The sequence below is a fragment of the Pseudoalteromonas aurantia 208 genome, assembly GCF_014858725.1.
In the GTDB taxonomy this organism is placed as follows: domain Bacteria; phylum Pseudomonadota; class Gammaproteobacteria; order Enterobacterales; family Alteromonadaceae; genus Pseudoalteromonas; species Pseudoalteromonas aurantia.
Genome location: NZ_AQGV01000012.1, coordinates 678,601 through 700,681, shown reverse-complemented (window position 1 = coordinate 700,681; position 22,081 = coordinate 678,601). Strand labels below are relative to the sequence as shown.

At 40.7% G+C, this 22,081-nt stretch carries 21 protein-coding genes; 2 read left to right on the top strand and 19 right to left on the bottom strand.

Going from position 1 to position 22,081, the window contains the following annotated elements; genetic code table 11:
* Positions 1-93: 93 nt before the first annotated feature.
* Together dcd and PAUR_RS07170 are read right to left on the bottom strand one after the other, a co-directional pair.
* Entirely contained in the window at positions 94-684 is a 591-nt protein-coding gene (gene dcd, locus PAUR_RS07175) for a dCTP deaminase (protein WP_192507105.1), read from the bottom strand.
* A 3-nt stretch (positions 685-687) separates the two neighbouring features.
* Positions 688-1,761 carry an Mrp/NBP35 family ATP-binding protein gene (locus PAUR_RS07170; RefSeq protein ID WP_192508523.1) on the bottom strand — a complete coding sequence of 358 codons (1,074 nt, stop codon included), beginning with the start codon at positions 1,759-1,761 and terminating at the stop codon, positions 688-690.
* A gap of 170 nt (positions 1,762-1,931) precedes the next feature.
* Here PAUR_RS07170 and metG point away from each other — a divergent pair, with 170 nt between their 5' ends.
* Positions 1,932-3,959: a methionine--tRNA ligase gene (metG, locus tag PAUR_RS07165; RefSeq protein WP_192507104.1), complete on the top strand. Its 2,028-nt coding sequence runs from the start codon at positions 1,932-1,934 to the stop codon at positions 3,957-3,959.
* A 26-nt stretch (positions 3,960-3,985) separates the two neighbouring features.
* Here the strand turns inward: metG and PAUR_RS07160 are convergent, their stop codons facing one another.
* From PAUR_RS07160 to yceD, 15 genes are all read right to left on the bottom strand, one after another.
* Positions 3,986-7,633: a sensor histidine kinase gene (locus PAUR_RS07160; protein ID WP_192507103.1), complete on the bottom strand. Its 3,648-nt coding sequence runs from the start codon at positions 7,631-7,633 to the stop codon at positions 3,986-3,988.
* Positions 7,634-7,696: 63 nt separating this feature from the next.
* The gene (locus PAUR_RS07155) at positions 7,697-9,559 is read right to left on the bottom strand and encodes a metallophosphoesterase family protein (RefSeq protein WP_192507102.1); all 1,863 of its coding nucleotides are present in this window, start codon (positions 9,557-9,559) and stop codon (positions 7,697-7,699) included.
* Positions 9,552-10,337 (bottom strand): TatD family hydrolase, encoded by a 786-nt coding sequence (locus PAUR_RS07150; RefSeq protein ID WP_192507101.1) that lies wholly within the window; start codon positions 10,335-10,337, stop codon positions 9,552-9,554. The genes PAUR_RS07155 and PAUR_RS07150 overlap by 8 nt, the downstream gene beginning before the upstream one ends.
* Before the next feature lie 8 nt (positions 10,338-10,345).
* Positions 10,346-10,672 (bottom strand): PilZ domain-containing protein, encoded by a 327-nt coding sequence (locus PAUR_RS07145; RefSeq protein ID WP_192507100.1) that lies wholly within the window; start codon positions 10,670-10,672, stop codon positions 10,346-10,348.
* Positions 10,673-10,683: 11 nt separating this feature from the next.
* Positions 10,684-11,583 carry a DNA polymerase III subunit gene (locus PAUR_RS07140; protein WP_192507099.1) on the bottom strand — a complete coding sequence of 300 codons (900 nt, stop codon included), beginning with the start codon at positions 11,581-11,583 and terminating at the stop codon, positions 10,684-10,686.
* Between the two features lies 1 nt (position 11,584).
* Positions 11,585-12,214 carry a dTMP kinase gene (gene tmk, locus PAUR_RS07135; protein WP_192507098.1) on the bottom strand — a complete coding sequence of 210 codons (630 nt, stop codon included), beginning with the start codon at positions 12,212-12,214 and terminating at the stop codon, positions 11,585-11,587.
* Positions 12,204-13,190 (bottom strand): endolytic transglycosylase MltG, encoded by a 987-nt coding sequence (mltG, locus tag PAUR_RS07130; protein WP_192507097.1) that lies wholly within the window; start codon positions 13,188-13,190, stop codon positions 12,204-12,206. Before mltG ends, tmk begins: the two co-directional genes overlap by 11 nt.
* Positions 13,191-13,192: 2 nt before the next feature.
* Positions 13,193-13,975 carry an aminodeoxychorismate lyase gene (gene pabC / locus PAUR_RS07125; protein WP_192507096.1) on the bottom strand — a complete coding sequence of 261 codons (783 nt, stop codon included), beginning with the start codon at positions 13,973-13,975 and terminating at the stop codon, positions 13,193-13,195.
* Positions 13,976-14,036: 61 nt separating this feature from the next.
* A complete protein-coding gene (gene fabF, locus PAUR_RS07120) occupies positions 14,037-15,275 on the bottom strand; it encodes a beta-ketoacyl-ACP synthase II (RefSeq protein ID WP_192507095.1) in 1,239 nt (412 codons plus the stop codon).
* Between the two features lie 85 nt (positions 15,276-15,360).
* Complete coding sequence (gene acpP, locus PAUR_RS07115) at positions 15,361-15,597, bottom strand: acyl carrier protein (RefSeq protein WP_010364517.1); 237 nt, start codon at positions 15,595-15,597, stop codon at positions 15,361-15,363.
* Positions 15,598-15,815: 218 nt separating this feature from the next.
* Entirely contained in the window at positions 15,816-16,562 is a 747-nt protein-coding gene (gene fabG, locus PAUR_RS07110; protein ID WP_192507094.1) for a 3-oxoacyl-ACP reductase FabG, read from the bottom strand.
* A 13-nt stretch (positions 16,563-16,575) separates the two neighbouring features.
* Positions 16,576-17,502, bottom strand: coding sequence for an ACP S-malonyltransferase (gene fabD, locus PAUR_RS07105; protein WP_192507093.1), 927 nt, complete (start codon positions 17,500-17,502; stop codon positions 16,576-16,578).
* A gap of 53 nt (positions 17,503-17,555) precedes the next feature.
* Positions 17,556-18,608 (bottom strand): phosphate acyltransferase PlsX, encoded by a 1,053-nt coding sequence (gene plsX / locus PAUR_RS07100; protein WP_192507092.1) that lies wholly within the window; start codon positions 18,606-18,608, stop codon positions 17,556-17,558.
* Positions 18,609-18,619: 11 nt separating this feature from the next.
* Entirely contained in the window at positions 18,620-18,790 is a 171-nt protein-coding gene (gene rpmF / locus PAUR_RS07095; protein WP_070985127.1) for a 50S ribosomal protein L32, read from the bottom strand.
* A 10-nt stretch (positions 18,791-18,800) separates the two neighbouring features.
* On the bottom strand, positions 18,801-19,325 hold the full coding sequence (gene yceD, locus PAUR_RS07090; protein WP_192507091.1) for a 23S rRNA accumulation protein YceD: 525 nt from the start codon (positions 19,323-19,325) through the stop codon (positions 18,801-18,803).
* A gap of 119 nt (positions 19,326-19,444) precedes the next feature.
* Between yceD and PAUR_RS07085 the strand changes: the two genes are divergently transcribed.
* Positions 19,445-20,044: a Maf family protein gene (locus PAUR_RS07085; RefSeq protein ID WP_192507090.1), complete on the top strand. Its 600-nt coding sequence runs from the start codon at positions 19,445-19,447 to the stop codon at positions 20,042-20,044.
* Here PAUR_RS07085 and PAUR_RS07080 read toward each other — a convergent pair.
* Together PAUR_RS07080 and rluC are read right to left on the bottom strand one after the other, a co-directional pair.
* Positions 20,021-20,665 (bottom strand): HAD-IA family hydrolase, encoded by a 645-nt coding sequence (locus tag PAUR_RS07080; protein ID WP_192507089.1) that lies wholly within the window; start codon positions 20,663-20,665, stop codon positions 20,021-20,023. The two genes, PAUR_RS07085 and PAUR_RS07080, sit on opposite strands and share 24 nt — an antisense overlap.
* 4 nt (positions 20,666-20,669) lie before the next feature.
* On the bottom strand, positions 20,670-21,620 hold the full coding sequence (gene rluC / locus PAUR_RS07075) for a 23S rRNA pseudouridine(955/2504/2580) synthase RluC (RefSeq protein ID WP_192507088.1): 951 nt from the start codon (positions 21,618-21,620) through the stop codon (positions 20,670-20,672).
* Positions 21,621-22,081 lie beyond the last annotated feature (461 nt).

Here is a 22,081-nt window from a genome sequence, read left to right as displayed (position 1 = left end):
ATCAATATTTAAGTATGTAAACTTTACTCAGTATTGCCAGTTATGAATTAAAATATTCATATATTTTACACTGTCTGCTGAGATGCCTAAAAGCTAGGCTTTATTGTCATCACTAATGCGGCTTGCTACAGCGCTATTTTGCCCTTTGTATTTCGCATCTTTTCTCGCATTATATGGCGTTGCGGCTTCACTGCTCATCGTTTCAAAACTCAGTGCACCAATTTTCATATTAGGCCTTAATGCTAAAGGTAGCTTACCTGAGTTATAAAATTCTAATACAATGTTCCCTGACCATCCAGGATCAATTCTATGAGCTGTAACATGAACCATTAAACCCAATCGTGCCAATGAAGATCGCCCGTCCAACCAGCCAACAAGGTCCGCTGGCAATGTAACCGACTCAAACGTAATAGCCAATGCCAATTGACCGGGATGCAAAAAAAACGCTTCATTTTCTTCAAGTACAATTTCGTCGCTCATGATCGACTCCATTGCAGCATTAAGCTGGTCTTTTGGTCCGCTCAAATCAACATATGGTGCAGCGTGATCTTGAAAAACTCTAAACTTATTCCCCAATCGTAAATCCAGCGTAATACCTGAAATCATTTCGTCTTCAGGAGGCGGGTCAATAATAATGCGCTGTTGTTCTATCGCTTGTTTTATATGCGTATCTGATAATCTCATTGATTAGTCATCCGTTATTACAATATCGACCGTTGAAGTCGCTTGCGTTTGATAATGCAGTATGCTGCTAACAAGTTGAGCGCACGCAGTATAATTGCTTGCTTGATTTGCTGGCAGCGTTGAAATATTTCCACCTAGCTCTGACGTTTCACGAATTGCAACATTCAGTGGCACTTCAGCCAGTAAAGGAACACCATGACGACTCGCTAATTCTGCGCCACCATGCTCACCAAAAATATGATTTTTTTGTCCACAATGAGTACATAAGAAATGGCTCATATTTTCAATCAGACCTAAAATAGGTAAATTAACTTGATTGAACATAGCGATACCTTTTTGCGCATCTGCCAAAGCTAAATCTTGTGGTGTAGTAACAATCAGGGCACCGCTTGCTGGCACTTTCTGTGTCATTGTTAATTGTATATCGCCAGTGCCTGGCGGCATATCAACAATTAAATAGTCTAAATTACCCCAATCGGTTTCATTCAGTAACTGATTTAATGCTTGTGATGCCATTGGCCCTCGCCAAACCGTGGCGTTTTCAGCCGGTACTAAAAAACCGATCGATTGAATTTTTATTGCATCTTTTACGATAGGGTTGAGGGTTTTATTATCTTTTGAAGACGGCTTCTCATTTTTCACACCAAAAATAGACGGAATAGAAGGCCCATATATATCCGCATCTAATACACCAACATTCGCCCCCTCTAAAACGAGCGCTTGAGCTAAAAATGCCGCGGTTGTTGACTTACCAACCCCGCCTTTCCCTGACGCCACCAAGACGATGTGTTTTATTTTTTTATATTTAAACTGCTCAGGTAAGTGTACATTAATTGTAACCGTGACGCGCTTATCTAAGTGTTCGCTTAAATAAGTAGCTAATGCAGTGTTCGCACTTTGCACTGCAAATGGGACCGACAACGTAATATCTAAGACGTCTGGTTTGTCAGCATAACGCTCCACCCATTCATGCTCAATACCAAGCGGAAATACGCCACTTTTATAGCCTTCAAGTAAAGTAAATAACCGCGATTCATCGGAATTATCTTTCTTAAATAGTTTATTGATGCCAAACATAAAAATAAAACGTACTCGAGTGATGAAAAAGGCTTCGGAATTATGTAACATTCAACCCATTAAAACCAGTCTATTAATGCTTTACATGGCTACCAACTGGCAATTGTAAACTAAAACTTAGAGGGTTGGCTGTTTCTTAAACAGAACCGCTCAAAATTCACGGAACCGTTATGACTAAGAGAAAAATTCTCATCACCAGTGCTTTACCTTATGCCAATGGCCCAACACACTTAGGTCACATGCTTGAGTATATACAAACGGATATTTGGTCACGCTTTCAAAAACTACGTGGTCACGAAGCGTATTATGTATGTGCTGATGACGCACACGGTACTCCTATTATGCTCAATGCCCAAAAGCAAGGGATCTCGCCAGAGGAAATGGTGAAAAATGTCAGCATAGAACGCCAACGAGATTTCGCTGACTTTAATATTGAATTTGATAACTATCACAGTACGCATAGCGATGAAAATAAAGAACTGAGCGAACTGATTTATAACCGCTTAAATGACAAAGGGCATATTAAAAAACGGACAATTTCACAGCTGTTTGATCCTGAGAAAAACATCTTTCTACCTGATCGTTTTGTGACTGGTACATGCCCTACATGTGACGCAACAGAGCAAAATGGTGACAGTTGCGATGCATGTGGTGCGACATATAGCCCAACAGAATTAAAAGAGCCGCGCTCTGCAATGTCTGGCGCTGTCCCTATCTTAAAAGACTCAGAGCACTTTTTCTTCGATTTGCCTGCATTCGAAGGCATGCTAAAAGAATGGTTACATTCTGGTTCAATTCAAACTGAAATGGCTAATAAGCTTGACGAATGGTTTGCTGATGGTCTTCAGCAATGGGATATCAGTCGAGATGCGCCTTACTTTGGTTTCGAGATCCCAGGTGCTCCTGGAAAATACTTTTACGTTTGGTTAGATGCACCAATTGGCTACATGGCGAGCTTTAAAAATCTATGCGATAAAAAAGGCATCAATTTTAATGATTTCTGGTCTGAGAATTCAAATGCCGAGCTTTATCACTTTATTGGCAAGGATATCATCTATTTCCACAGCTTATTTTGGCCTGCTATGTTAGATGCTGCAAAATTCCGGAAACCAACGAATGTATTCGCGCACGGTTTTGTTACAGTCAACGGTGCCAAAATGTCTAAGTCTAAAGGCACATTTATCAAAGCTCGTACCTACCTTGAGCATTTAGACCCTGAATTCTTGCGTTATTACTTTGCAGCAAAACTCAATGGGGGGATCACTGATTTAGACCTAAATTTAGAGGATTTTGCACAACGTGTTAACTCAGACCTAGTTGGTAAAGTTGTTAACATAGCCTCTCGTTGTGCTGGGTTTATAACTAAAAAGTTTGATGGAAAAATCTCTGACACAATACTTGAGCCAGAACTCATTACAGAATTCCAAACAGCCGCTAGCGTTATTGCAGAGCATTATGAACAACGTGAGTACAGTAGAGCCATTCGTGAAATAATGGCACTTGCAGACAAAGCAAATCAATTTATAGATGCACAAGCACCATGGGTACTGATCAAGAACGAAGAAACTCATGAGCAAGCACACCAAGTGTGTTCTTTGGGTTTAAATTTATTCAAGATCCTAATGACGTATTTGAAGCCAGTATTACCTGCTATGGCTAGTAATGTGGAACAGTTCCTAAATACAGAATTGACATGGGACAGTGCACAAGAAATATTATCTGATCACCCGATCAATAAATTTAAAGCACTAATGCAACGTGTTGATATGGATAAAGTCAATACAATGCTAGATGAGTCAAAGGAAAGTTTGGTTGCGACAACCCAAGCAACAATTGATCCAAGTAGCCCACTTGCGAAAGAACCAATTGCCGAAGAGATTGAATTCAATGACTTTGCCAAGGTTGACCTGCGAGTTGCCAAAATAGCTAAAGCTGAGCATGTTGAAGGCGCTGACAAACTACTCAAACTCACCCTTGATTTAGGGGGAGAAACAAGACAAGTCTTTGCCGGGATCAAGTCGGCGTACGCACCTGAAGATATTGAAGGTAAACTAACAGTGATGGTTGCTAACCTGAAGCCTCGTAAAATGCGCTTTGGGATGTCAGAAGGTATGGTCTTAGCTGCAGGACCAGGTGGTAAAGAAATTTACATATTAAGCCCAGACGACGGTTCAGAACCTGGCATGCGTGTAATGTAAAAATAGCCAAATTGAGAAATGGCCAATTATGAGGCCATTTCTTTTACACTGTCGATTGGTATTTTTAGCTTCACAGCAATACCTTTTCCTTCTTCTGAGAAACACTTAATTTCCCCTTTTAATAGCTGCGTCACTAAATTATAAACAATGTGCATCCCCAGCCCACAGCCTCCCTGGCTACGCTTAGAAGTCACAAAGGGGTCAAAAATGGTTTTTAACATCTCCTCATTCATTCCTACACCATCATCCGTATAATTGACATACCAACTACTCTCATCAACCGCAACCGTCACTAACACCTCTCCATTACCACGTTTTTCAAAGCCATGCAGTACTGAATTATTGAGTAAGTTAGTTAATATTTGATAAATCGCCCCCGGATAGGTTGTTAATATCACAGTGTCACTGCCTGATACATGGATAGTGATCTCCTTGCCTTTTATCAATGGTTCTAAAGAATGAAATACATCTTCGACATATTCTTTAAGGTTGATTTGACGAGACGTTTCACTAGACTGGTCAACTGCCACTTGCTTAAAGTTACCTATTAAGTTTTGCGCCCTATCTAAGTTCCTCAGAATGAGCTGATATCCTTGCGTTTGCTCTGCAATCGCTTTAACTAAATCATTTTGTTTCAAAGTTTTATCTGCTAATTTCTTTTCAACTACTTGCAAACACTCTTGATTATATGTCATCGCGGTTAGTGCGACGCCCAAAGGCGTGTTAATCTCATGCGCTACTCCGGCCACAAGCCCACCGAGTGATGCCATTTTTTCACTTTCGATAAGCTCTTGTTGAGTTTGTTTCAGTGTTAACATTGCCTGCTCGAGCATTTGATTCTGTTTATAAAGTTCATTTGTACGCATTTCTACTTTAATTTCAAGTTGCTCATTAAGCAGTTGTAACGCATTTTGGTGTGTTTTGAGTTCGGTAATATCTTTCAATGCCCCAGCAATTCGAATGGCTTTACCACTTTCGTCTCTATCAACTACTTTTCCCCGATCTAAAACCCATGCCCATTGACCACTTAAGTCTTTTACTCGTATTGCGATTTCATAGCTTTCAACGTTTCCACGAATACAAGCTTCGACTTTATCTTCTAATAAAATATTATCTTTTGGGTGAACAAACTGTATAAAATCGTCCAGCTGCATGTGATTCTCAGCTTTCCCATAATCCACTCGAGGTGAAACACAGTGTCTATATATCGTCTGTTGATCTAAATGCCAATCCCACAACTCATCACCACTTGCCCATAGCGACAACTCTAGCCGTTGCCGTAATTCACTCATTTTCTGATTATCGGCCACGACCTGCCTATACCGCTTCTGCCTTATCCTTACTATCAAGATAATTAACGCAAGTAAGGTCAATACATATAATGTCTTCGCATATATATCCCACCACCATGGCGCATCTATTTTAAGCTCAAAACGATGTATAGGTGACTGCACATTAAAACGATTAATTGTATATGACTCAATAATATAGCTCCCTGGATCTAAGCGTAATAAATTGACTTGGCGAACCCCTTTTGCCAGCTTAAGCCATTTATCACTCAACCCAATCACTCGGTAATAGAATTGCTGTTGCTCCGAGCCATAATCTAAACTGGAGTATTGTAACGAGACAATATCTTGATCATATTTCAATAACAATGATTCAGCCAATTCTGGTGCTGTTTTTAAAAGCCCTTCATCACTTGGTGTTAAGCTCTTACCTAACAGCTCAATATGACTAATCAGCAACGGGCTAGCTGAGTTATCTAAACGAAGCTTTTGTGGATAAAATTGATTAAAGCCCATCGCACCACCAATAAAAACACGTCCATCAGGTGCCAACCACGCAGCGTTATAATTAAATTCATTGCCTTGAACGCCATCTACCGGAGAGAAGTTATAAATTTCAAAGTTATTGGTGTTGATCTGACTTAACCCCCCACTACTGCCTACCCATAAATGATTTAGATTATCGAATACAAGACCCCAAATTGCGTTATTTGCTAAACCACTTTGCTGAGTAAAAACACGCTCAACAGTAAACTCTTTTGTCACCAATGATAGGCCTGACTCACTGGCAACCCACACCCGACCATACTGGTCTTGTTCAAGCATAAATACTAGATCTGATACTAATCCTTCTGCTGTTGTCAGATTCTCCAGTTTCCCATCAATATCTCGATACAGTCCATTGCCAATTGATCCGAACCACAGCTCTCCATTAACCACTGACATTGATGATACATGACTAGGCGCGTTCTGCTCATTTGTATATAGTGACTTTAGAGTCTCGGATGTCGCATCAAAATACATTGCCCCCATAGTTCTAGAACTAACTAGAACTCTATTTTTAAACAAAAACACATCATTAAAACTCAGTTCTGGTCCATTGCCTATATCGGGTTTTAAGTGAAGTAATTTCTTTGTTTTCAAATTAAACGACACCACACCGTTACCCCGAGTAGTGGCCCAAAGGTGATCGTCATCAAAAAGTATCCGCGTGACAAAGCTTCCGTCAAGTACCTTTAATAATGGATATAGGTCATGTGCGCCATTAAACCCCTTACCATCAAATATATGAACACCATTAGATGTTGCTAACCAAATTCGATCATTACGGTCTATGGCAAAATTACGAATATCAGCTGACTTGATTGGCGCACTGGGGTAATTGTACTCACTGACATGGCCAAATGATTCACTTAACTGGCTAAAAAAGTGCAGACCACGCGTTTCAGTACCAATCCACAGATCTTGGTTTTTGTCCCTCATAACGGTGAGAATATTATTGTCCTGAAGACCCTCATGTTGTCGGTCACGTTTATACCAGTGATTTAACAACTTACCTTGTAAATCAAGTAGGTATACACCGTTGTCACTGGCAACTAATAATTCGTTGCCAGTGATGGCTAAACTATGAAGTGTGATGTTCTGCACCGCATCAAAATTACGCGACCATAAAACCCGTTGATACAAAGTATCATAACTTATCAGACGGTCTGACTTACTGATCAACATAGCACGTTGACCTTGGTAAATCATATGCTTAAACTCACCGGAGAGCAGTTGTACTGAAGTTTGTGCCTGTTTATGATAAACCATAAACCCTTCATTGCTCAGGTAGAAATAATTGTCACCCCGTTGCACTACATTTCTTATGTAACTACCTTCTATTTTTAAAGCTTGGGGTACCAACGTCGCTTTATCAACTTCATAAGAAGTATTATCCTCGGTAGAAACAACAACATGCTCACCTTTACAATCAATCCAATTTACTCGGTCAGATCCAATAACCGGAAACTCGCTGGCCAATAAAGACGTAAACCGTCCTTCAACAGTATGATAAACACTTAGACCTGTACTCGTTCCCACCCACACTTTATCATTACTAACACATAATTCAGTAATAAAACCACCAGCCAAGCTTTTTACGTTTTGCTGCTGTGATGCAAATGTTTTAAATTCATGCCCATCAAAACGATTGAGTCCAGCTTGAGTTCCGATCCATATATAACCAAACTGGTCTTGTGCCAGTGCCATAACAGTCACTTGGCTTAACCCTGCTCGGTAATCATAATGTCGCATGACCTGAGCGGTATCAGTAAACTGTGGGACTGCCCACAATAATTTACAGAATAGGAATAATAGACAACCAAGACAGTGAACGGTTTTCATATACAGCCATATGCAAGACTCGATTTATAAAATATAGCAAACTGTATAAAAACTAGGAGGTTTTTATTCTAAGTCTAAGCAGAATTTACTTTTCGAACCATCGCCATGTAATAGCTCATACTGTGCTAATTTTCCTTGCTCTAACGTAACAAGGCTTATCGCACTATGAGATACTAAATAGGGTTGCTTTTGATCACCCTTTTGAAGCGGGTGCTTGTTTACTTCCATTTGCCACCGCTTGGTGAAAAAGTTAAGAGGACTCCAAGGGCCATAAAAAATTGAATCTAATTTGTCTAAACAAGCAATGAGCTTTTTTGGAAATTCATTTTTAATGCCTGATGCAGTTAATTGCCAAATACGGTTATCATGGCGACCAAATCGGCTTTGCACTGAAAAACAAAAGGAGTAATGTACATCTCCTGATAATATAATTGTTTCTCTTGGAGTGTCTGGCCGTTTAAAAATATCCAAGAGCTTCCTTGCTGATCCCTCATGGGCCATCCAATTTTCAACATCTACAACAAGAGGTTGACCGCAAAAATTAAAAAGTGCTTGGATCGCTTCAATCGACTTAACACCAAATACTGGCGGGGGTGATACCAGTATCACGGCATCATGATCAACGAGCATGTCTTGCAACTCCATCAACATTTCCCAGTCCATTAAGCCACTGGGTTCTCCGAAATTTTGCTCATTTCGCCAGCGGTGTGTTCGCGTATCCAACACCACGACTTTCGGGTATGTATTTAAACAAAAGTGCCATCGACCAAATCGCTGTAATGATTTATCTAACGTGTCAAAATGCCAAGTTTCACCTCCAAAGCTGGCTTCAAAAGGTACTATAAGCGCTTCAGAATCACTCATCGCGTCATTACCTAGACCTTGGAACAACCAATAACTCAACAATCCGTTGTTAATGATCCTACGGCTCGCATAATTGCTCGCTATTGCTTGTTCCCATTGTGCAGTTAAATTCCAATCATCAGTGACATCGTGATCATCAAACATCATGAGTGTTGACGTATTGGCAAACAACCGTTGCGCCTTTGGTAATTGGGTAATAAAGGTTTGTAATGCGATCCACTCGTTAGAAAACTTGCTCACCTTGGCTGGATTGTTGCCGTCGTACGTAATTAAACTTCGATCAATCAAAGTCCATGCAATAGGACTAAAAGCGAGCAAATAGTAAGCGATAAACTCTTCAAAATGAATAAGGTGATTACATGCATGTGCACTGGTAAAGTGTGGTTCATCTTTTTTAAAGTGATACCCCAAAGACCATTTACTGCACTTTTTCCATGGGGTTTTTGGCAAAAAGTTATGTCGGCAGAATAGTTGTTCTTGTCGCAACTTAGGTAATTGCAACCCATTGTCCGCTTCTTTATACAAGCCAAGTTTATCTATTAACTGACCTATAGCAAGTAGCATTGCTCCCGCTACATCATCTGCATAGATCTGATCGCCAGACATTAACAATAAGCTTGGGCCAACTTGTCTGCGCTGTCGATATTGCTGTACTTGATCATCGGCACTGGCTAAGCTATCTGCACTAGGGTGATGGGGGTTACGACATGAGCCATGTAGAATTTGAGTCAGGTTATGCGGAATAACAATTTGTGGTGATGACAACCCAGCATAGCAAAGCGCATCAAGTTGCTGCATAACACCATCAAAGTACAGCATATAATCTAAGGCTACATCGACTGAAAACTCATTTTGGTACGGCCTGATAATCACAGTATGTAAAAAGCAAGACTGACCTAAATTAAGCGTTTTTTGTTCACTCTGTACAGTATAATCAGCCACAGTGAACTCTACCCGTACCGCAACACTAGTAACCAATTGAACACATACTTGATGACGCTCGGCGCGACGAATAATCGGGCCAAGTAACATCAAGGGTAAATTGCTAGTACAATCAGACATTCACTTTTGACGCTAAGTTAAATAAGCGATAAAAGTTTTCTGTGGTCGCATCAGCCAATGATTTAAACGGCAAGCCTTTTAAATCCGCAATATAATAGCCAACATCTTGTACATAAGCTGGTTGATTAGCTTTTCCTCGATAAGGAACAGGTGCTAAATAGGGGGAGTCTGTTTCTATCAATAACCTATCTAGAGGCAGTTGCTTAACGACTTCTTTTAGCTCAATTGCATTTTTGAACGTGACAATTCCTGAAATCGAGATGTAAAATCCCATATCAATGGCCTTTTTAGCCATATCCCAATCTTCTGTAAAACAGTGTAATACGCCACCACATCGCTCAGCATTATGTGACTTCATAAGAGAAATGGTATCTTCTCTTGCATCTCGAGTATGAATAATAAGTGGTTTGTTTAACTCATTGGCTACTTCAATATGCCCGACAAAACTGTCTTGCTGCACTTTATGTGTGTCTTTTGCGTAATAATAGTCCAGCCCAGTTTCACCCACAGCCACTACACGCTCATGGGATGCTAATGTTCGCAGCAATGCTTTATCCAATTGATCTTTTTGGTCTAAAGGGTGAACGCCACAGGATGCGGAAATATCTTTATAAGGAAGAATAGTTGCAAGCATGTTTGGGAATTGCTCTAAGGTCACGCTCACACACAAAAAGTGCTCTACTTGTCTTGCTCTTGCTGCTTGTAAAATTTCAGGTAAGTCCTGACCTAGCCTGTCAAAGTCAAGTCTATCTAAATGGCAATGGGAATCTACAATCATAACTACTCTTACATGGTGTAGGTGGGTTTATCGGCATTAAGCATCGTACCCAATAGCTTAATTATTTTATCGTTAACACGATCTTTGTCTTCAGTAAAACCGATGCCAACACCGGGTGGATTTGAATTTTGCGCACCTTGAGGTGTGATCCATACGATCTTGCCCAAAACTAAGTCATGCTCTAATGCATCAGGTAATGTTACTCTCATATTGACAGCCTGACCCAATTCATAGCGTGTATTTGTTTTAATAAACAAACCACCGTGCTTTAAAGCTGGCATATAACAACGATACAGTTCATCTAAATCTTCAAAATCTACTAATAACTCTTGCACAATGTTACATCCTATTTTATTGCGTTTTGTAACGTATATATTAGCTTAGCTAACCCTAACGATTGATTTAAGCCTAGGATCTGTTGTGTATCTAACATAAAGCGATGCAGAGCTTTTTGCGCATCATTATAAGCGCTAAAACCCAAACCTTGTTGTAAGCGGTATTTAAGCTGTTGATTGATAAACACGTAAAAAACAGAGTTCAATTGAGTGTGCTCTGTCAAAATCCCTTGTACTTCAGCAAAATTATGACTTTCTTTTAAGTGACTTGCAAATGAGTAGAGTGCTTGAATTTTATCTAGCATACCATCTTCGTGCCACTGTACTAGTTTTAAAGGTTGCAAATAGAACTGCTCTACCCATACAAATTCATGCAATGGAATATGCTGCTCTGATAACCAGTTTTGTGCACACGACACCTCACTCACAGCCACAGATTGCTGACCACAGCGGCTGAGAACCGTTGCTGGTAATTGACTTTTATCATTGCACGTTAACAAGATATATCGATTTAAGTTCGGCTCTTCTAATGTTTTTAACAATGCATTAGCCGCAGAATGCGTCATTTTTTCAGCATCTTTGATAAGGACAACTTTATTGCCACCTTGTAGCGCTGAGTGGTGTATAAAATCACTTAAGGCCCGAATAGCATCTACACCAATACTATTTGATTCCGCACTTATTAGCAGCTTATCTGGATGAGTCTCTGCTGCCAGTAGCCCACAAGCCTTACAGGCATTACAAGGTCTAAAACCCTCTGGTCGCTCACATAATAATGTACTCGCAAGCACTTTAACTAAATCAAATTTGCCAACACCAGGTAAACCAATAAATAATTGTGCATGATGAAAACGCTTTTGCTGGAAGCTATCTCGTAATTGCTGCCATAAAGCATGTTGCCAAGTATACATACTATGCTTTCACACCAAGATAAAATGTGTCTAACGCAGCAATAATATCTTTATGTACACGCTCTATTGGTTGTTCAGCATTAATAATGACGCAGTGTTCATCAGCGTTTGCAAGCGTTAAATACCGCGCACGCGTCCGCTCGAAAAAACTCATCGCTTCAAGTTCAATTCTATCAAGCTCTCCACGGCCTTTAGCCCGAGCTAACCCGATTTCGGGTCTAATATCTAAATATAGCGTCAAGTCAGGCTTTAATCCTTGTAAAACGATACCAGAAAGTGCAGTTAACGCCTCTTGCGGTAAACCTCTGCCTCCCCCTTGATATGCTTGTGATGACATATCATGGCGATCACCCACGACCCACTGACCTTTGTTAAGCGCCGGTGTGATAACATTATGCAAAAGCTGCATACGGGCTGCATACATCATCATAAGTTCTGTTTCTGCTGCAATGCTTTCTTCATGCTGCTGTTTGACAAGATCACGTAGAGCTTCTGCTAATGGCGTTCCTCCTGGTTCTCGAGTCTGAATAAAGTCAATGGCTTTATCCGCTAAAAACTGCTGGCATGCCTGCATTGCCGTTGACTTACCCGCGCCTTCAAGGCCCTCTATTACGATAAACTTAGCTGTCATTACGTCTCTTTAAAATATACTTTTGCACAGCGCGATTATGCGCTGCTAAATCTTTTGAAAATTGATGCTGTCCATTACCCTTGGCAACAAAATAAAAATAATCCGATGCCTCGGGGTGCAAAGCTGCCCGAATAGCATCTTGCGATGGCATTGCAATTGGCGTTGGGGGTAACCCATCTATTCTATAAGTATTATATGGTGTCAATTGCCGTAAATCTTGCCGTTTAATATCCCCATCAAATTGCTCTCCCAAGCCGTAAATCACCGTAGGATCGGTCTGCAACCGCATTTTAGCGTGTAATCTATTTATGAAAACCGACGAAATAAGGCCCCGCTCTGGCGCATAACCTGTTTCTTTTTCAATAATTGAAGCCAATATTAATGCCTGATATGGTGTGTTTATTGGCAAATTATTTGCGCGATTATTCCATTCTATATTTAATACTTCATCCATTTTGCTTTTGGCTCTTTGGATGATTGACACCGCACTTGTGCCAGCAGTATAAGCATAAGTTTCTGGGAGTAAATACCCTTCAGCAGATCCTTCAAGTGCCAGTAACTCTGTAAGCTTTTCTAATTTAACATCATACTCAATAAAACGACTGGCTTTAAGTTTAGCTAGAACACCACGTAGCTGCTCGCCTTCAATGATTGTAAAAAAAAACTGCTGTTGCTGCCCTTCATTAATTTTATTAATTGCAGAAAGCACCGTTAAACCACGTAAATCGTAAACACCGGCCTTCAATATAACTTTTTCGGGGAATAGTTTGGCATAGAGCTTATAAGGTAGACAGGATTCTAGCAACTGTTTGTCTTCCCATGTTCGACATAGCTGATTAAACCCTATCCCTTGCTTAACATGATACAAACTTTGCACATTGTTTAGTGGCAATACCTTAAACTTCGATATTTTATATGTCAAAAATATCCCTATAAAGGCGATTAAAGTCATTAGTAACAGCAAAGTTTTTTTCACTTCTATACCTTGTTATTGAGTTTTCTAATGGCTTGGCATGCCATGTCTAAATCATAAACTTTATTCTCTAATTGAGAAACATGAATACATTCCATTAAACTATTACATACCACAACCACATCCATCTCAAGTAGTTGGTCTAATTTTATTTGTATAGGCTTAATTAGATTCTGTTGAGCTAAGTGTTTTAGATATACCCCTTCAATACCACATTTATCTAGTTGCGGTGTGTAAAACACACCATTTTTGCAAGCTATAATGTTTCCAACAGATGTTTCTATAACGTGGTTGTCTATATCCATCACAAGCACATCATCAACACTAAACTGCATTGCGTCCTGCTTAATCAAAACTTGCTCTAACCGATTTAACGTTTTTAGACCCGCCAATAATGGCTGATGCCCCAATTGGATATTGCTAATGCCCAAGCGTAAGCCACTTTGAGAAAGCTGCTTGTAATGCCCTGGAAATTCACTCACTGATACATATATCGTTGGAAGCACGGCTATTGGTGGGGTATAACCTCGTCCGCCCACACCACGAGTAACGATTATTTTCAAAACTGCGTGTTGATGCTCTGCCGCTACATTTTCGCAATGTGTTGTTAAATATTGCCAGTTAAGCGCCGTAAACCCCAATCTCTCTTGGCATTGCTGTAATCGCTGTAGATGCAATGACCAAAGTGACAGTTGTCCTGCTGTGATCTGCACCGTCGTAAAAAAACCGTCTCCATACTGCAGTCCGCGGTCTTTGCAAGAGATCGTATCTGTCGTTACTATATTCATCTAACACCTACAAAAAAAGCCTGGCATTGCCAGGCTTTTATTTTTCCTTACTGACTAGATATTATACCCTTTTAAACAGTAAAGAACCATTTGTGCCACCAAAACCAAAGGAGTTACATAGCGCATACTCTAATTTAGCATCTCGTGCCGTATGGGCTATGTAGTCAAGATCACACCCTTCATCAGGATTATCTAGGTTAATCGTTGGTGATACTTTTTGTTCTTGTAATGACAAAGCGGTAATAATTGACTCAACAGAACCGGCCGCACCAAGCAAGTGCCCCATCATTGATTTAGATGAACCAACCATTACTTTATCTGCAGCTGCACCAAACACAGACTTAACAGCTTGAGTTTCTGCTTTATCACCTGCATTTGTTGATGTACCGTGAGCATTAATATACCCAATTTGATCGGCATTAACTCCTGCATCATTTAGTGCATTAACCATAGCTAATGCTGCACCTGAACCATCTTCTGGCGGTGAAGTCATGTGAAATGCGTCACCACTCATGCCAAACCCGACAAGTTCGGAATAAATTTTTGCACCTCGCGCTTTAGCATGCTCATATTCTTCAAGCACCATAACACCCGCACCATCCGACAACACAAAACCATCACGATCTTTATCCCATGGACGAGATGCTGCTTGTGGATCGTCGTTGCGAGTTGATAATGCTCTGGCGGCGCTAAAACCACCCATTCCTATCGGTGTTGAGGCTTTCTCTGCACCACCAGCAACCATGGCATCTGCATCGCCATATGCGATCATACGCGCGGCGTGTCCAATATTATGAAGCCCTGTTGTGCACGCTGTTACAATAGAAATATTTGGGCCTCTAAGGCCGTGCATAATTGATAGATGACCAGAAATCATATTAATAATGGTCGACGGCACATAAAATGGTGATAATTTACGTGGACCACTGTTTAATAGCTTAATATGATTCTCTTCTATCAATGTCAGTCCACCGATACCAGAACCAACGGCAACCCCTATACGCGGTGCATTTTCGTCTGTTATCTCTAGACCTGAATCTTTAAAAGCTTGAACTCCCGCAGCGATACCATATTGGATAAATAAATCCATTTTCTTAGCATCTTTCTTTGGCATAAACTGTGTTACATCAAAGTCGTTAACCAACCCTGCAAACTTAGTTCCAAAACTTGAAGTATCAAAATGAGTAATGTTTTCGATGCCACTTCGGCCATCTAATAAGCCCTGCCAGGTTGATGATACATCATTACCTAGCGGCGTAAGCATACCTAAGCCAGTTACTACAACTCGACGTTTAGCCACGGAGTCCTCCAAAAAAGGGATTATTATATTTTACGAGGGGATATAAAGACTAAGGGCAGCGAATGCTGCCCCAGTGATTAGTTACTTACTCTGCGTGAGCTGTAACGTAATCGATCGCTGCTTGAACAGTAGTAATTTTCTCTGCTTCTTCATCAGGGATCTCTGTATCGAACTCTTCTTCTAAAGCCATTACTAGCTCAACAGTGTCTAAAGAGTCTGCACCTAAGTCATCTACGAAAGACGCTTCGTTTTTAACTTCTTCTTCTTTAACACCTAGTTGCTCTATGATGATTTTCGTTACGCGTTCTTGGATGTCGCTCATTCTTCTTTCCTTTATTTAAACGCATTTGCGTTATTTTCAGATTGCGGCGTAGTGTACGGCGCATAATACTGTGATTCAAGGATTTGCTCAGAATTTTTTATCTGGTCAAACCTGTTACTAAATGTTTTGTTCTTTTATCGCTCATTTTAAAAGCAATTTCAAGTCTGTTTGTAACACGATCACAAAAATTTAAATTTATTCTTGCACTCTTCAGTGCCTTAAACCATGTACATTGCGCCATTGACATGAAGTGTCTCACCAGACACATACGCGGCAGCATCTGACGCCAAATAACACACTGCAGCTGCAATTTCTTGTGGTTGACCTAAACGCCCTGCTGGCACATTTGATAATGTCGCAGCTTTTTGCTCATCCGTTAACTCATCAGTCATATCAGTTTGAATAAAACCAGGTGCAACCACATTGACAGTAATACCTCGAGAAGCAACTTCTCGTGCTAGCGATTTGCTAAAACCAATAACACCAGCTTTCGCCGCCGCATAATTTGCTTGGCCTGCATTGCCCATCGTACCAACAACTGACCCAATATTAATGATTCGACCTGACTTTTTCTTCATCATTGGGCGTAATACAGCTTTAGACAAACGATAGACCGAACTCAGGTTAGTATCAATGATATCATTCCACTCATTGTCTTTCATTCGCATTAATAAATTGTCACGCGTAATGCCTGCATTATTTACTAGCACATCAACATCACCTAAGTCAGCTTTAATTGCAGCAAGCGTTACCGAAATAGACTCTGCGTCAGTCACATTCAATGCGTACCCTTTACCTTTATCTCCAAGATAAGCACTGATTTTCTCTGCTCCAGCTTCACTTGTCGCTGTTCCAGCTACAAGTGCACCTTGTGCAACAAGCTCAGAAGCAACCGCTTTACCAATCCCACGACTAGCACCTGTTACTAGTACAACTTTCCCTTCCAGTGAAAACAAATTACTCATATTAATTCTCTAATTATTTTGCAGATTCAATAGTAGCAACAGTATTTACTGCGCTACATGCTACTGATTTATCTATACGTTTCGCTAATCCAGTCAATACTTTGCCAGGACCAAACTCATATGCTTGGGTGATACCCAAAGCTGCAAGTTTTTGAAATGTCTCAGTCCATCGAACCGGACTATATAATTGACGAACCAACGCACCTTTAATTTCTTGTTCTGAGCGTGCAATTACAACATCAACGTTGTTGATAACGTCAACTTTAGCGTCAGAGAAAGCCAACTGCTGTAAATCTGCATCGAGTTTATCTGCCGCAGGCTGCATTAGCGCACAATGAGAAGGGACACTTACTGAAAGAGGCATCACCCGTCTTGCTCCCGCTTCGTTACACACCGCTGATGCTCTTTCGACAGCCTCTTTATGACCCGCAATCACAACTTGACCTGGCGAATTATAATTTACTGGGGAAACAACTTGGCCTTGTGCACTCTCTTTACAAGCATCCGCTATTATTTGGTCATCTAGACCAATAACAGCCGCCATAGAGCCAACACCGGCAGGCACCGCTTCTTGCATGTACAATCCACGCTTTTCTACCAGTTTTACAGCCTCACCTAAAGAAATCACTTCAGCACATACTAATGCTGAGTATTCACCTAAACTATGCCCAGCCATTACAACTTCGCTTTCTAAGTTGCTCGCACGCCATTCGCGATAAATTGCAACACTCGCTGTAAGTAATGCTGGCTGAGTACGGTGCGTTTGATTTAAGTCGTCTTCAGGACCATTTAAAACAAGATCAGCCAAGTCGTATTCTAATGCTTCTGACGCTTCTGAAAATGTTTCTTTGACAATCTCTGATGTGGCAAGTAACTCTGCTAGCATACCGACCGCTTGAGATCCTTGTCCTGGGAACAAAAGTGCAATTTTCTGTGACATATGGTGCTCTTAATAATAATAGTTGTGCCATATCGCTCATCACAACTACTTCATTAGTTTTCGAGCGAAGATGACGAATGTTCTGATTTTGCTGCTATTTGTGCAAAAGTGGCTTGGATTTTATCCGGAATACAACGCTCGACTTCGCGCGAAGCTTCTTCAATTGCAGCAAGAAATGCTTTATTCGAAGCATTTCCGTGGCTTTTTACAACAATCCCCCGCAATCCTACCAGACTTGCGCCATTATACTGGTCGGGGTTCACGCGTTTATACAGTTTTTTTATGACTGGTTTAAGTACAAATGCTAGCAACCGATAAAATACATGCTTTTTCAATGATTTTGTAAACTTATACATAATAAGTTTCGCTATTCCTTCACATGTTTTTAAAGCCACATTACCCACAAATCCCTCGCACACAATAACATCGGCCTTACCAGAAAACATATCACTACCTTCACAATAGCCTTGATAATTGATCTGTGGTGTTTCTTTCATTAACTCGGCGGCTCTTTTTATTGTGTCATGGCCTTTTATTTCTTCTGAACCTATATTAAGTAAGCAAACTTTAGGGCTTGGAATATTTTGAGCTTGACCTGCAACAATTGATCCCATTACCCCAAATTGAAATAAAGTATGCGCGTCACAATGTACATTCGCTCCCAAATCTAACAAATACACTGGTTGTTTTTTTTCTGTAGGCACTGCTGAAATTAATGCTGGTCGCTTGATACCTGGTAGCATTTTTAAGACATAATGAGCCATAAAAAATAGTGCCCCAGTATTACCTGCACTGACACACGCCTGTGCTTCTCCGGCTTTAACAAGTTCAAGAGCAACTCTCATTGACGACGACTTTTTATTTCGCAGCGCTGATGCAGGCTCACAGCTGTTCGTTACAACTTCAGAACAATGCTTAATAATTAAGCGGGGATGGTTTATCGAGTCGAGACTGGTTAAGCGCTCTCTTATAACACTTTCATTACCGCATAAGAGTAACGTTAAATTGGCATGTTTGTTTACTGCAGAAACAGCAGCGGGGATAGATGAACGGGGGCCGTAATCGCCCCCCATCATATCTAACGCTATGGTTAGATGAGTCAGCATAAAGTAATCTCTTAGTTAGAAATTACTTTAACGCCTTTGTAGTAACCATCTGCAGTCACATGGTGACGACGATGAGTCTCGCCTGAAACCTGATCTACAGTTAAAGCTGGTCCACTGATCGCATCGTGTGAACGACGCATACCACGTCTTGCGCGAGACTTTTTGCTTTTTTGTACTGCCATGAGCCTTCTCCTAAGAATCTTTCTTAAGTTGTTTTAAAATGTCAAATGGATTTGGTTTACTTTCTTCTGCATCTACTTCTCCAAAGCTGGCTGGCTTTTCAGAATAAGAGCAGTTAACTTCGTTATGTGTAGGAACTATTGGAATAGCCAAAATCAATTCATCTTCGATTAATGCTCGAAGATTAACTTCTCCATCTTCATCCAGTTCTACTATATCGTAGTTATCAGGAAGTTCGTCCGACTCTGTATCCGCCTTTACAGGTGAATAAGCAAAATCTTGGACCAAATCCAACCCTAGTTCATCATTACAACGCTGACAAACAACAGTTAGATGTGCTTGGATTGAACCATACACAACTGTTAACCCTTGTTCATCATTTTTGCAATGAATCTGTACCGCTATTTCACCGCTTTGATCACGCACAACTTGCTCTAAACGAGAAAGTTCTTCAAGCTGAACAACACCATCATAACTAAGTTGGCGCTGAGCTGCTCTGCTTGGATCAAGAGTGACGGGAATTTTCACCTTTTGCATAGGGGCTGCATCATATAGATTGTTAGTATGTTAGTCAAAATAAATCTCAAACTTTCCTTTGTTTTTCGCCTGATTGCGTCCTATTCTAGCGACATAATTATAACGACGTCAGAGTATTTATGAAAATCCCTCTAATTCTAGCCTCAAGTTCTGAATTTAGGCAGTCTATTTTAAAAAAAATAAATCTCCCTTTTTCTTCTTTCAATCCTGAAATTGATGAAACCGCACTCAATTGTGAAACACCCGAGCAATTGGTTTTGCGGTTAGCAGAACAAAAAGCACACACGGCTAAAAAGTTCTATTCCCAAGGCCTTGTCATAGGATCCGACCAAGTAGCCGTGCATCAAAATCAGGTTTTAGGAAAACCACATACAAAACCAAATGCCATTGCGCAATTGCGCCAATTTAGTGGCCAGAAAGTGACCTTTCTAACTAGCCTTTGTTTATACAATATTGAACAAAACAAAAGTACTTCCCTGGTTGAACCGTTCCATGTTTATTTTCGCATTTTGAATGATAAACAGATCAATGCCTACTGTGATATCGAACAACCTTATCAATGTGCGGGTAGCTTCAAAAGTGAGGGTCTAGGGATCTGCTTATTTGATAAATTGGAAGGAGACGACCCCAATAGCTTAATAGGTCTTCCGCTAATACGGTTGACACAACTATTATTAGCTCAAGGAGTCGATGTATTAACTGCAAATAATCTGTCGTAGTTGTACGTAGCTATCACATATCGTTAACGCTTTTGATGCTGACAATGATAATTTGTCAGCGGCCCCCCAACTCATGGCAACAGCATCCATATTCGCATTGCTTGCCATCGTCATATCTAATAAAGAGTCACCCACCATCAACGCCGAACTTGCATCTATTCCTACTTCATTGAGGATCTGCTTAAGCATATCAGGTGCGGGTTTCGAATGAGCTTCATCCGCAGTTCGACTCGTAATGAAATAATCACACAGTTGCGACTCATCCAAAACTCTATTCAGTCCTTGCCGACTTTTCCCTGTCGCGACAGCTAACAGCAAACCCTGATCACGCAGGTCGCTCAATAATTTTGCAGTTCCCTCAAACATCACAGGTTGTATACTATCACTTGCTTTATAATTCGCTTGATACCCTGTGACCAGCTCGGTCCAATAATCTTCTTGTTCAGGAAACAAGGCCGCTATCGCAACATCCAATGACAACCCAATAACCGCTGCGGCTTCACTGGTAGTAGGTTCAGGTAAACCCACCTGCAATGCGGACAATTTAAGACAATGGACAATTTTTGGTATAGAGTCCATCAGAGTGCCATCCCAATCAAAAATTATCAGTTTATACTTCATCAACTTAGCTCCGTAGAACCTTCAAACAATTTTTTAACGTTTTATCTAATGGCGCTTCTACTCGTAAGGTTGTCTCAGTTTTAGGATGGAAAAAGCGAATATCATGCGCATGCAAAAATAAACGATTTAAACCGAGTTTACGCATTTTACCGTCAAATACCTGATCACCATATTTGTCATCACACGCAATAGGGTGACCTTTACATTGTGTATGAACACGTATTTGATGCGTACGACCAGTCACAGGAGACGCCTGTACCAAAGTGCAATCATCAAATCGTTGTAACACTTTAAAACGAGTGTGTGATGCTTTCCCTTCTTCAAGGTCAACTCGAACAACTCGCTCACCTGACTGTAAGGTGTTCTTTCTTAGCGGCTCCGTCACATTTTTCAATTTTGATGCCCATTCACCCGTCACTAACGCCCAGTAATTCTTTTCCATGGTTTTTTCACGCAGCTGCTCATGCAAACTTTTTAGTACCGAGCGTCGTTTAGATATTAACAAACAGCCAGACGTATCTCGGTCTAAACGATGTACCAGCTCCAAGCTCTTTTCATCCGGTCGAAGCGCACGTAAAGCCTCAATTAAGCCATAACTCAAGCCACTGCCTCCATGCACTGCCATACCTGATGGTTTATTTATGACAATCAAATATTTATCTTCATATATAATCGCATCTTCAAGACCCGCTACTTTATCTAGGTTTTTTGGAACGAACTCTTCCCTCTCTGCAACTTTTACAGGAGGAATACGCACTAAATCATCTAGTTGTAACCTATATACGGGCTTAATACGCTTCTTATTTACACGCACCTCGCCTTTTCGCAAAATCTTATAGATAGCACTTTTTGGTACCCCTTTTAAATGCGTCAACAAGAAGTTATCTATCCGCTGACCATCTTGATCTTCGGTAATAGTTACGAAGCTAACTTTTAGAGCCGGTTTTTCTGACATTGCCTAATCACTGATTTGAGTAATAATTTAGTTGCTATCACGAGTATATTAGTGGGATAATTGGTCCGCAATTTTTGCGGATTCGCTTTTTATCGCAAAAATCAACCGTGATGCACATCTTGGGTGCCAGATCATACAGATTGAAGCTTGGATCTCCAACGCTTTTTAGCCCCAATTAAAACACGTGCGTTTAGCCCACTGCGTTGCGCGTAATAGAATGTAGTGTGAAGCTAAGCATGGTTAAGCTTAAAAAAGCAAAAAATAGAAGATATATGTCTGATTGTTTAACACCGAGCCCTTTAGCCCGTGCAAACACCAAACGCAAATAGCGATGCTCACAGGTGCCAGTAACAATGGCGAAGTTAGCCAAATATAAGGCACTGTGAAGCCGGTGATACTGATTGTTCCCATTTCCCCAGTCGGGAGACTGTATTAAATACCTAGGAACACTAAATGTCGGC

Bases quoted from the DNA above. Each gene is read 5' to 3' on its own strand.
- dcd (WP_192507105.1), bottom strand. From the start codon at position 684: ATGAGATTATCAGATACGCATATAAAACAAGCGATAGAACAACAGCGC.
- PAUR_RS07170 (WP_192508523.1), bottom strand. From the start codon at position 1,761: ATGTTTGGCATCAATAAACTATTTAAGAAAGATAATTCCGATGAATCG.
- metG (WP_192507104.1), top strand. From the start codon at position 1,932: ATGACTAAGAGAAAAATTCTCATCACCAGTGCTTTACCTTATGCCAAT.
- PAUR_RS07160 (WP_192507103.1), bottom strand. From the start codon at position 7,633: ATGAAAACCGTTCACTGTCTTGGTTGTCTATTATTCCTATTCTGTAAA.
- PAUR_RS07155 (WP_192507102.1), bottom strand. From the start codon at position 9,559: ATGTCTGATTGTACTAGCAATTTACCCTTGATGTTACTTGGCCCGATT.
- PAUR_RS07150 (WP_192507101.1), bottom strand. From the start codon at position 10,337: ATGATTGTAGATTCCCATTGCCATTTAGATAGACTTGACTTTGACAGG.
- PAUR_RS07140 (WP_192507099.1), bottom strand. From the start codon at position 11,583: ATGTATACTTGGCAACATGCTTTATGGCAGCAATTACGAGATAGCTTC.
- tmk (WP_192507098.1), bottom strand. From the start codon at position 12,214: ATGACAGCTAAGTTTATCGTAATAGAGGGCCTTGAAGGCGCGGGTAAG.
- pabC (WP_192507096.1), bottom strand. From the start codon at position 13,975: ATGAATATAGTAACGACAGATACGATCTCTTGCAAAGACCGCGGACTG.
- acpP (WP_010364517.1), bottom strand. From the start codon at position 15,597: ATGAGCGACATCCAAGAACGCGTAACGAAAATCATCATAGAGCAACTA.
- fabG (WP_192507094.1), bottom strand. From the start codon at position 16,562: ATGAGTAATTTGTTTTCACTGGAAGGGAAAGTTGTACTAGTAACAGGT.
- fabD (WP_192507093.1), bottom strand. From the start codon at position 17,502: ATGTCACAGAAAATTGCACTTTTGTTCCCAGGACAAGGATCTCAAGCG.
- plsX (WP_192507092.1), bottom strand. From the start codon at position 18,608: ATGCTGACTCATCTAACCATAGCGTTAGATATGATGGGGGGCGATTAC.
- rpmF (WP_070985127.1), bottom strand. From the start codon at position 18,790: ATGGCAGTACAAAAAAGCAAAAAGTCTCGCGCAAGACGTGGTATGCGT.
- yceD (WP_192507091.1), bottom strand. From the start codon at position 19,325: ATGCAAAAGGTGAAAATTCCCGTCACTCTTGATCCAAGCAGAGCAGCT.
- PAUR_RS07085 (WP_192507090.1), top strand. From the start codon at position 19,445: ATGAAAATCCCTCTAATTCTAGCCTCAAGTTCTGAATTTAGGCAGTCT.
- PAUR_RS07080 (WP_192507089.1), bottom strand. From the start codon at position 20,665: ATGAAGTATAAACTGATAATTTTTGATTGGGATGGCACTCTGATGGAC.
- rluC (WP_192507088.1), bottom strand. From the start codon at position 21,620: ATGTCAGAAAAACCGGCTCTAAAAGTTAGCTTCGTAACTATTACCGAA.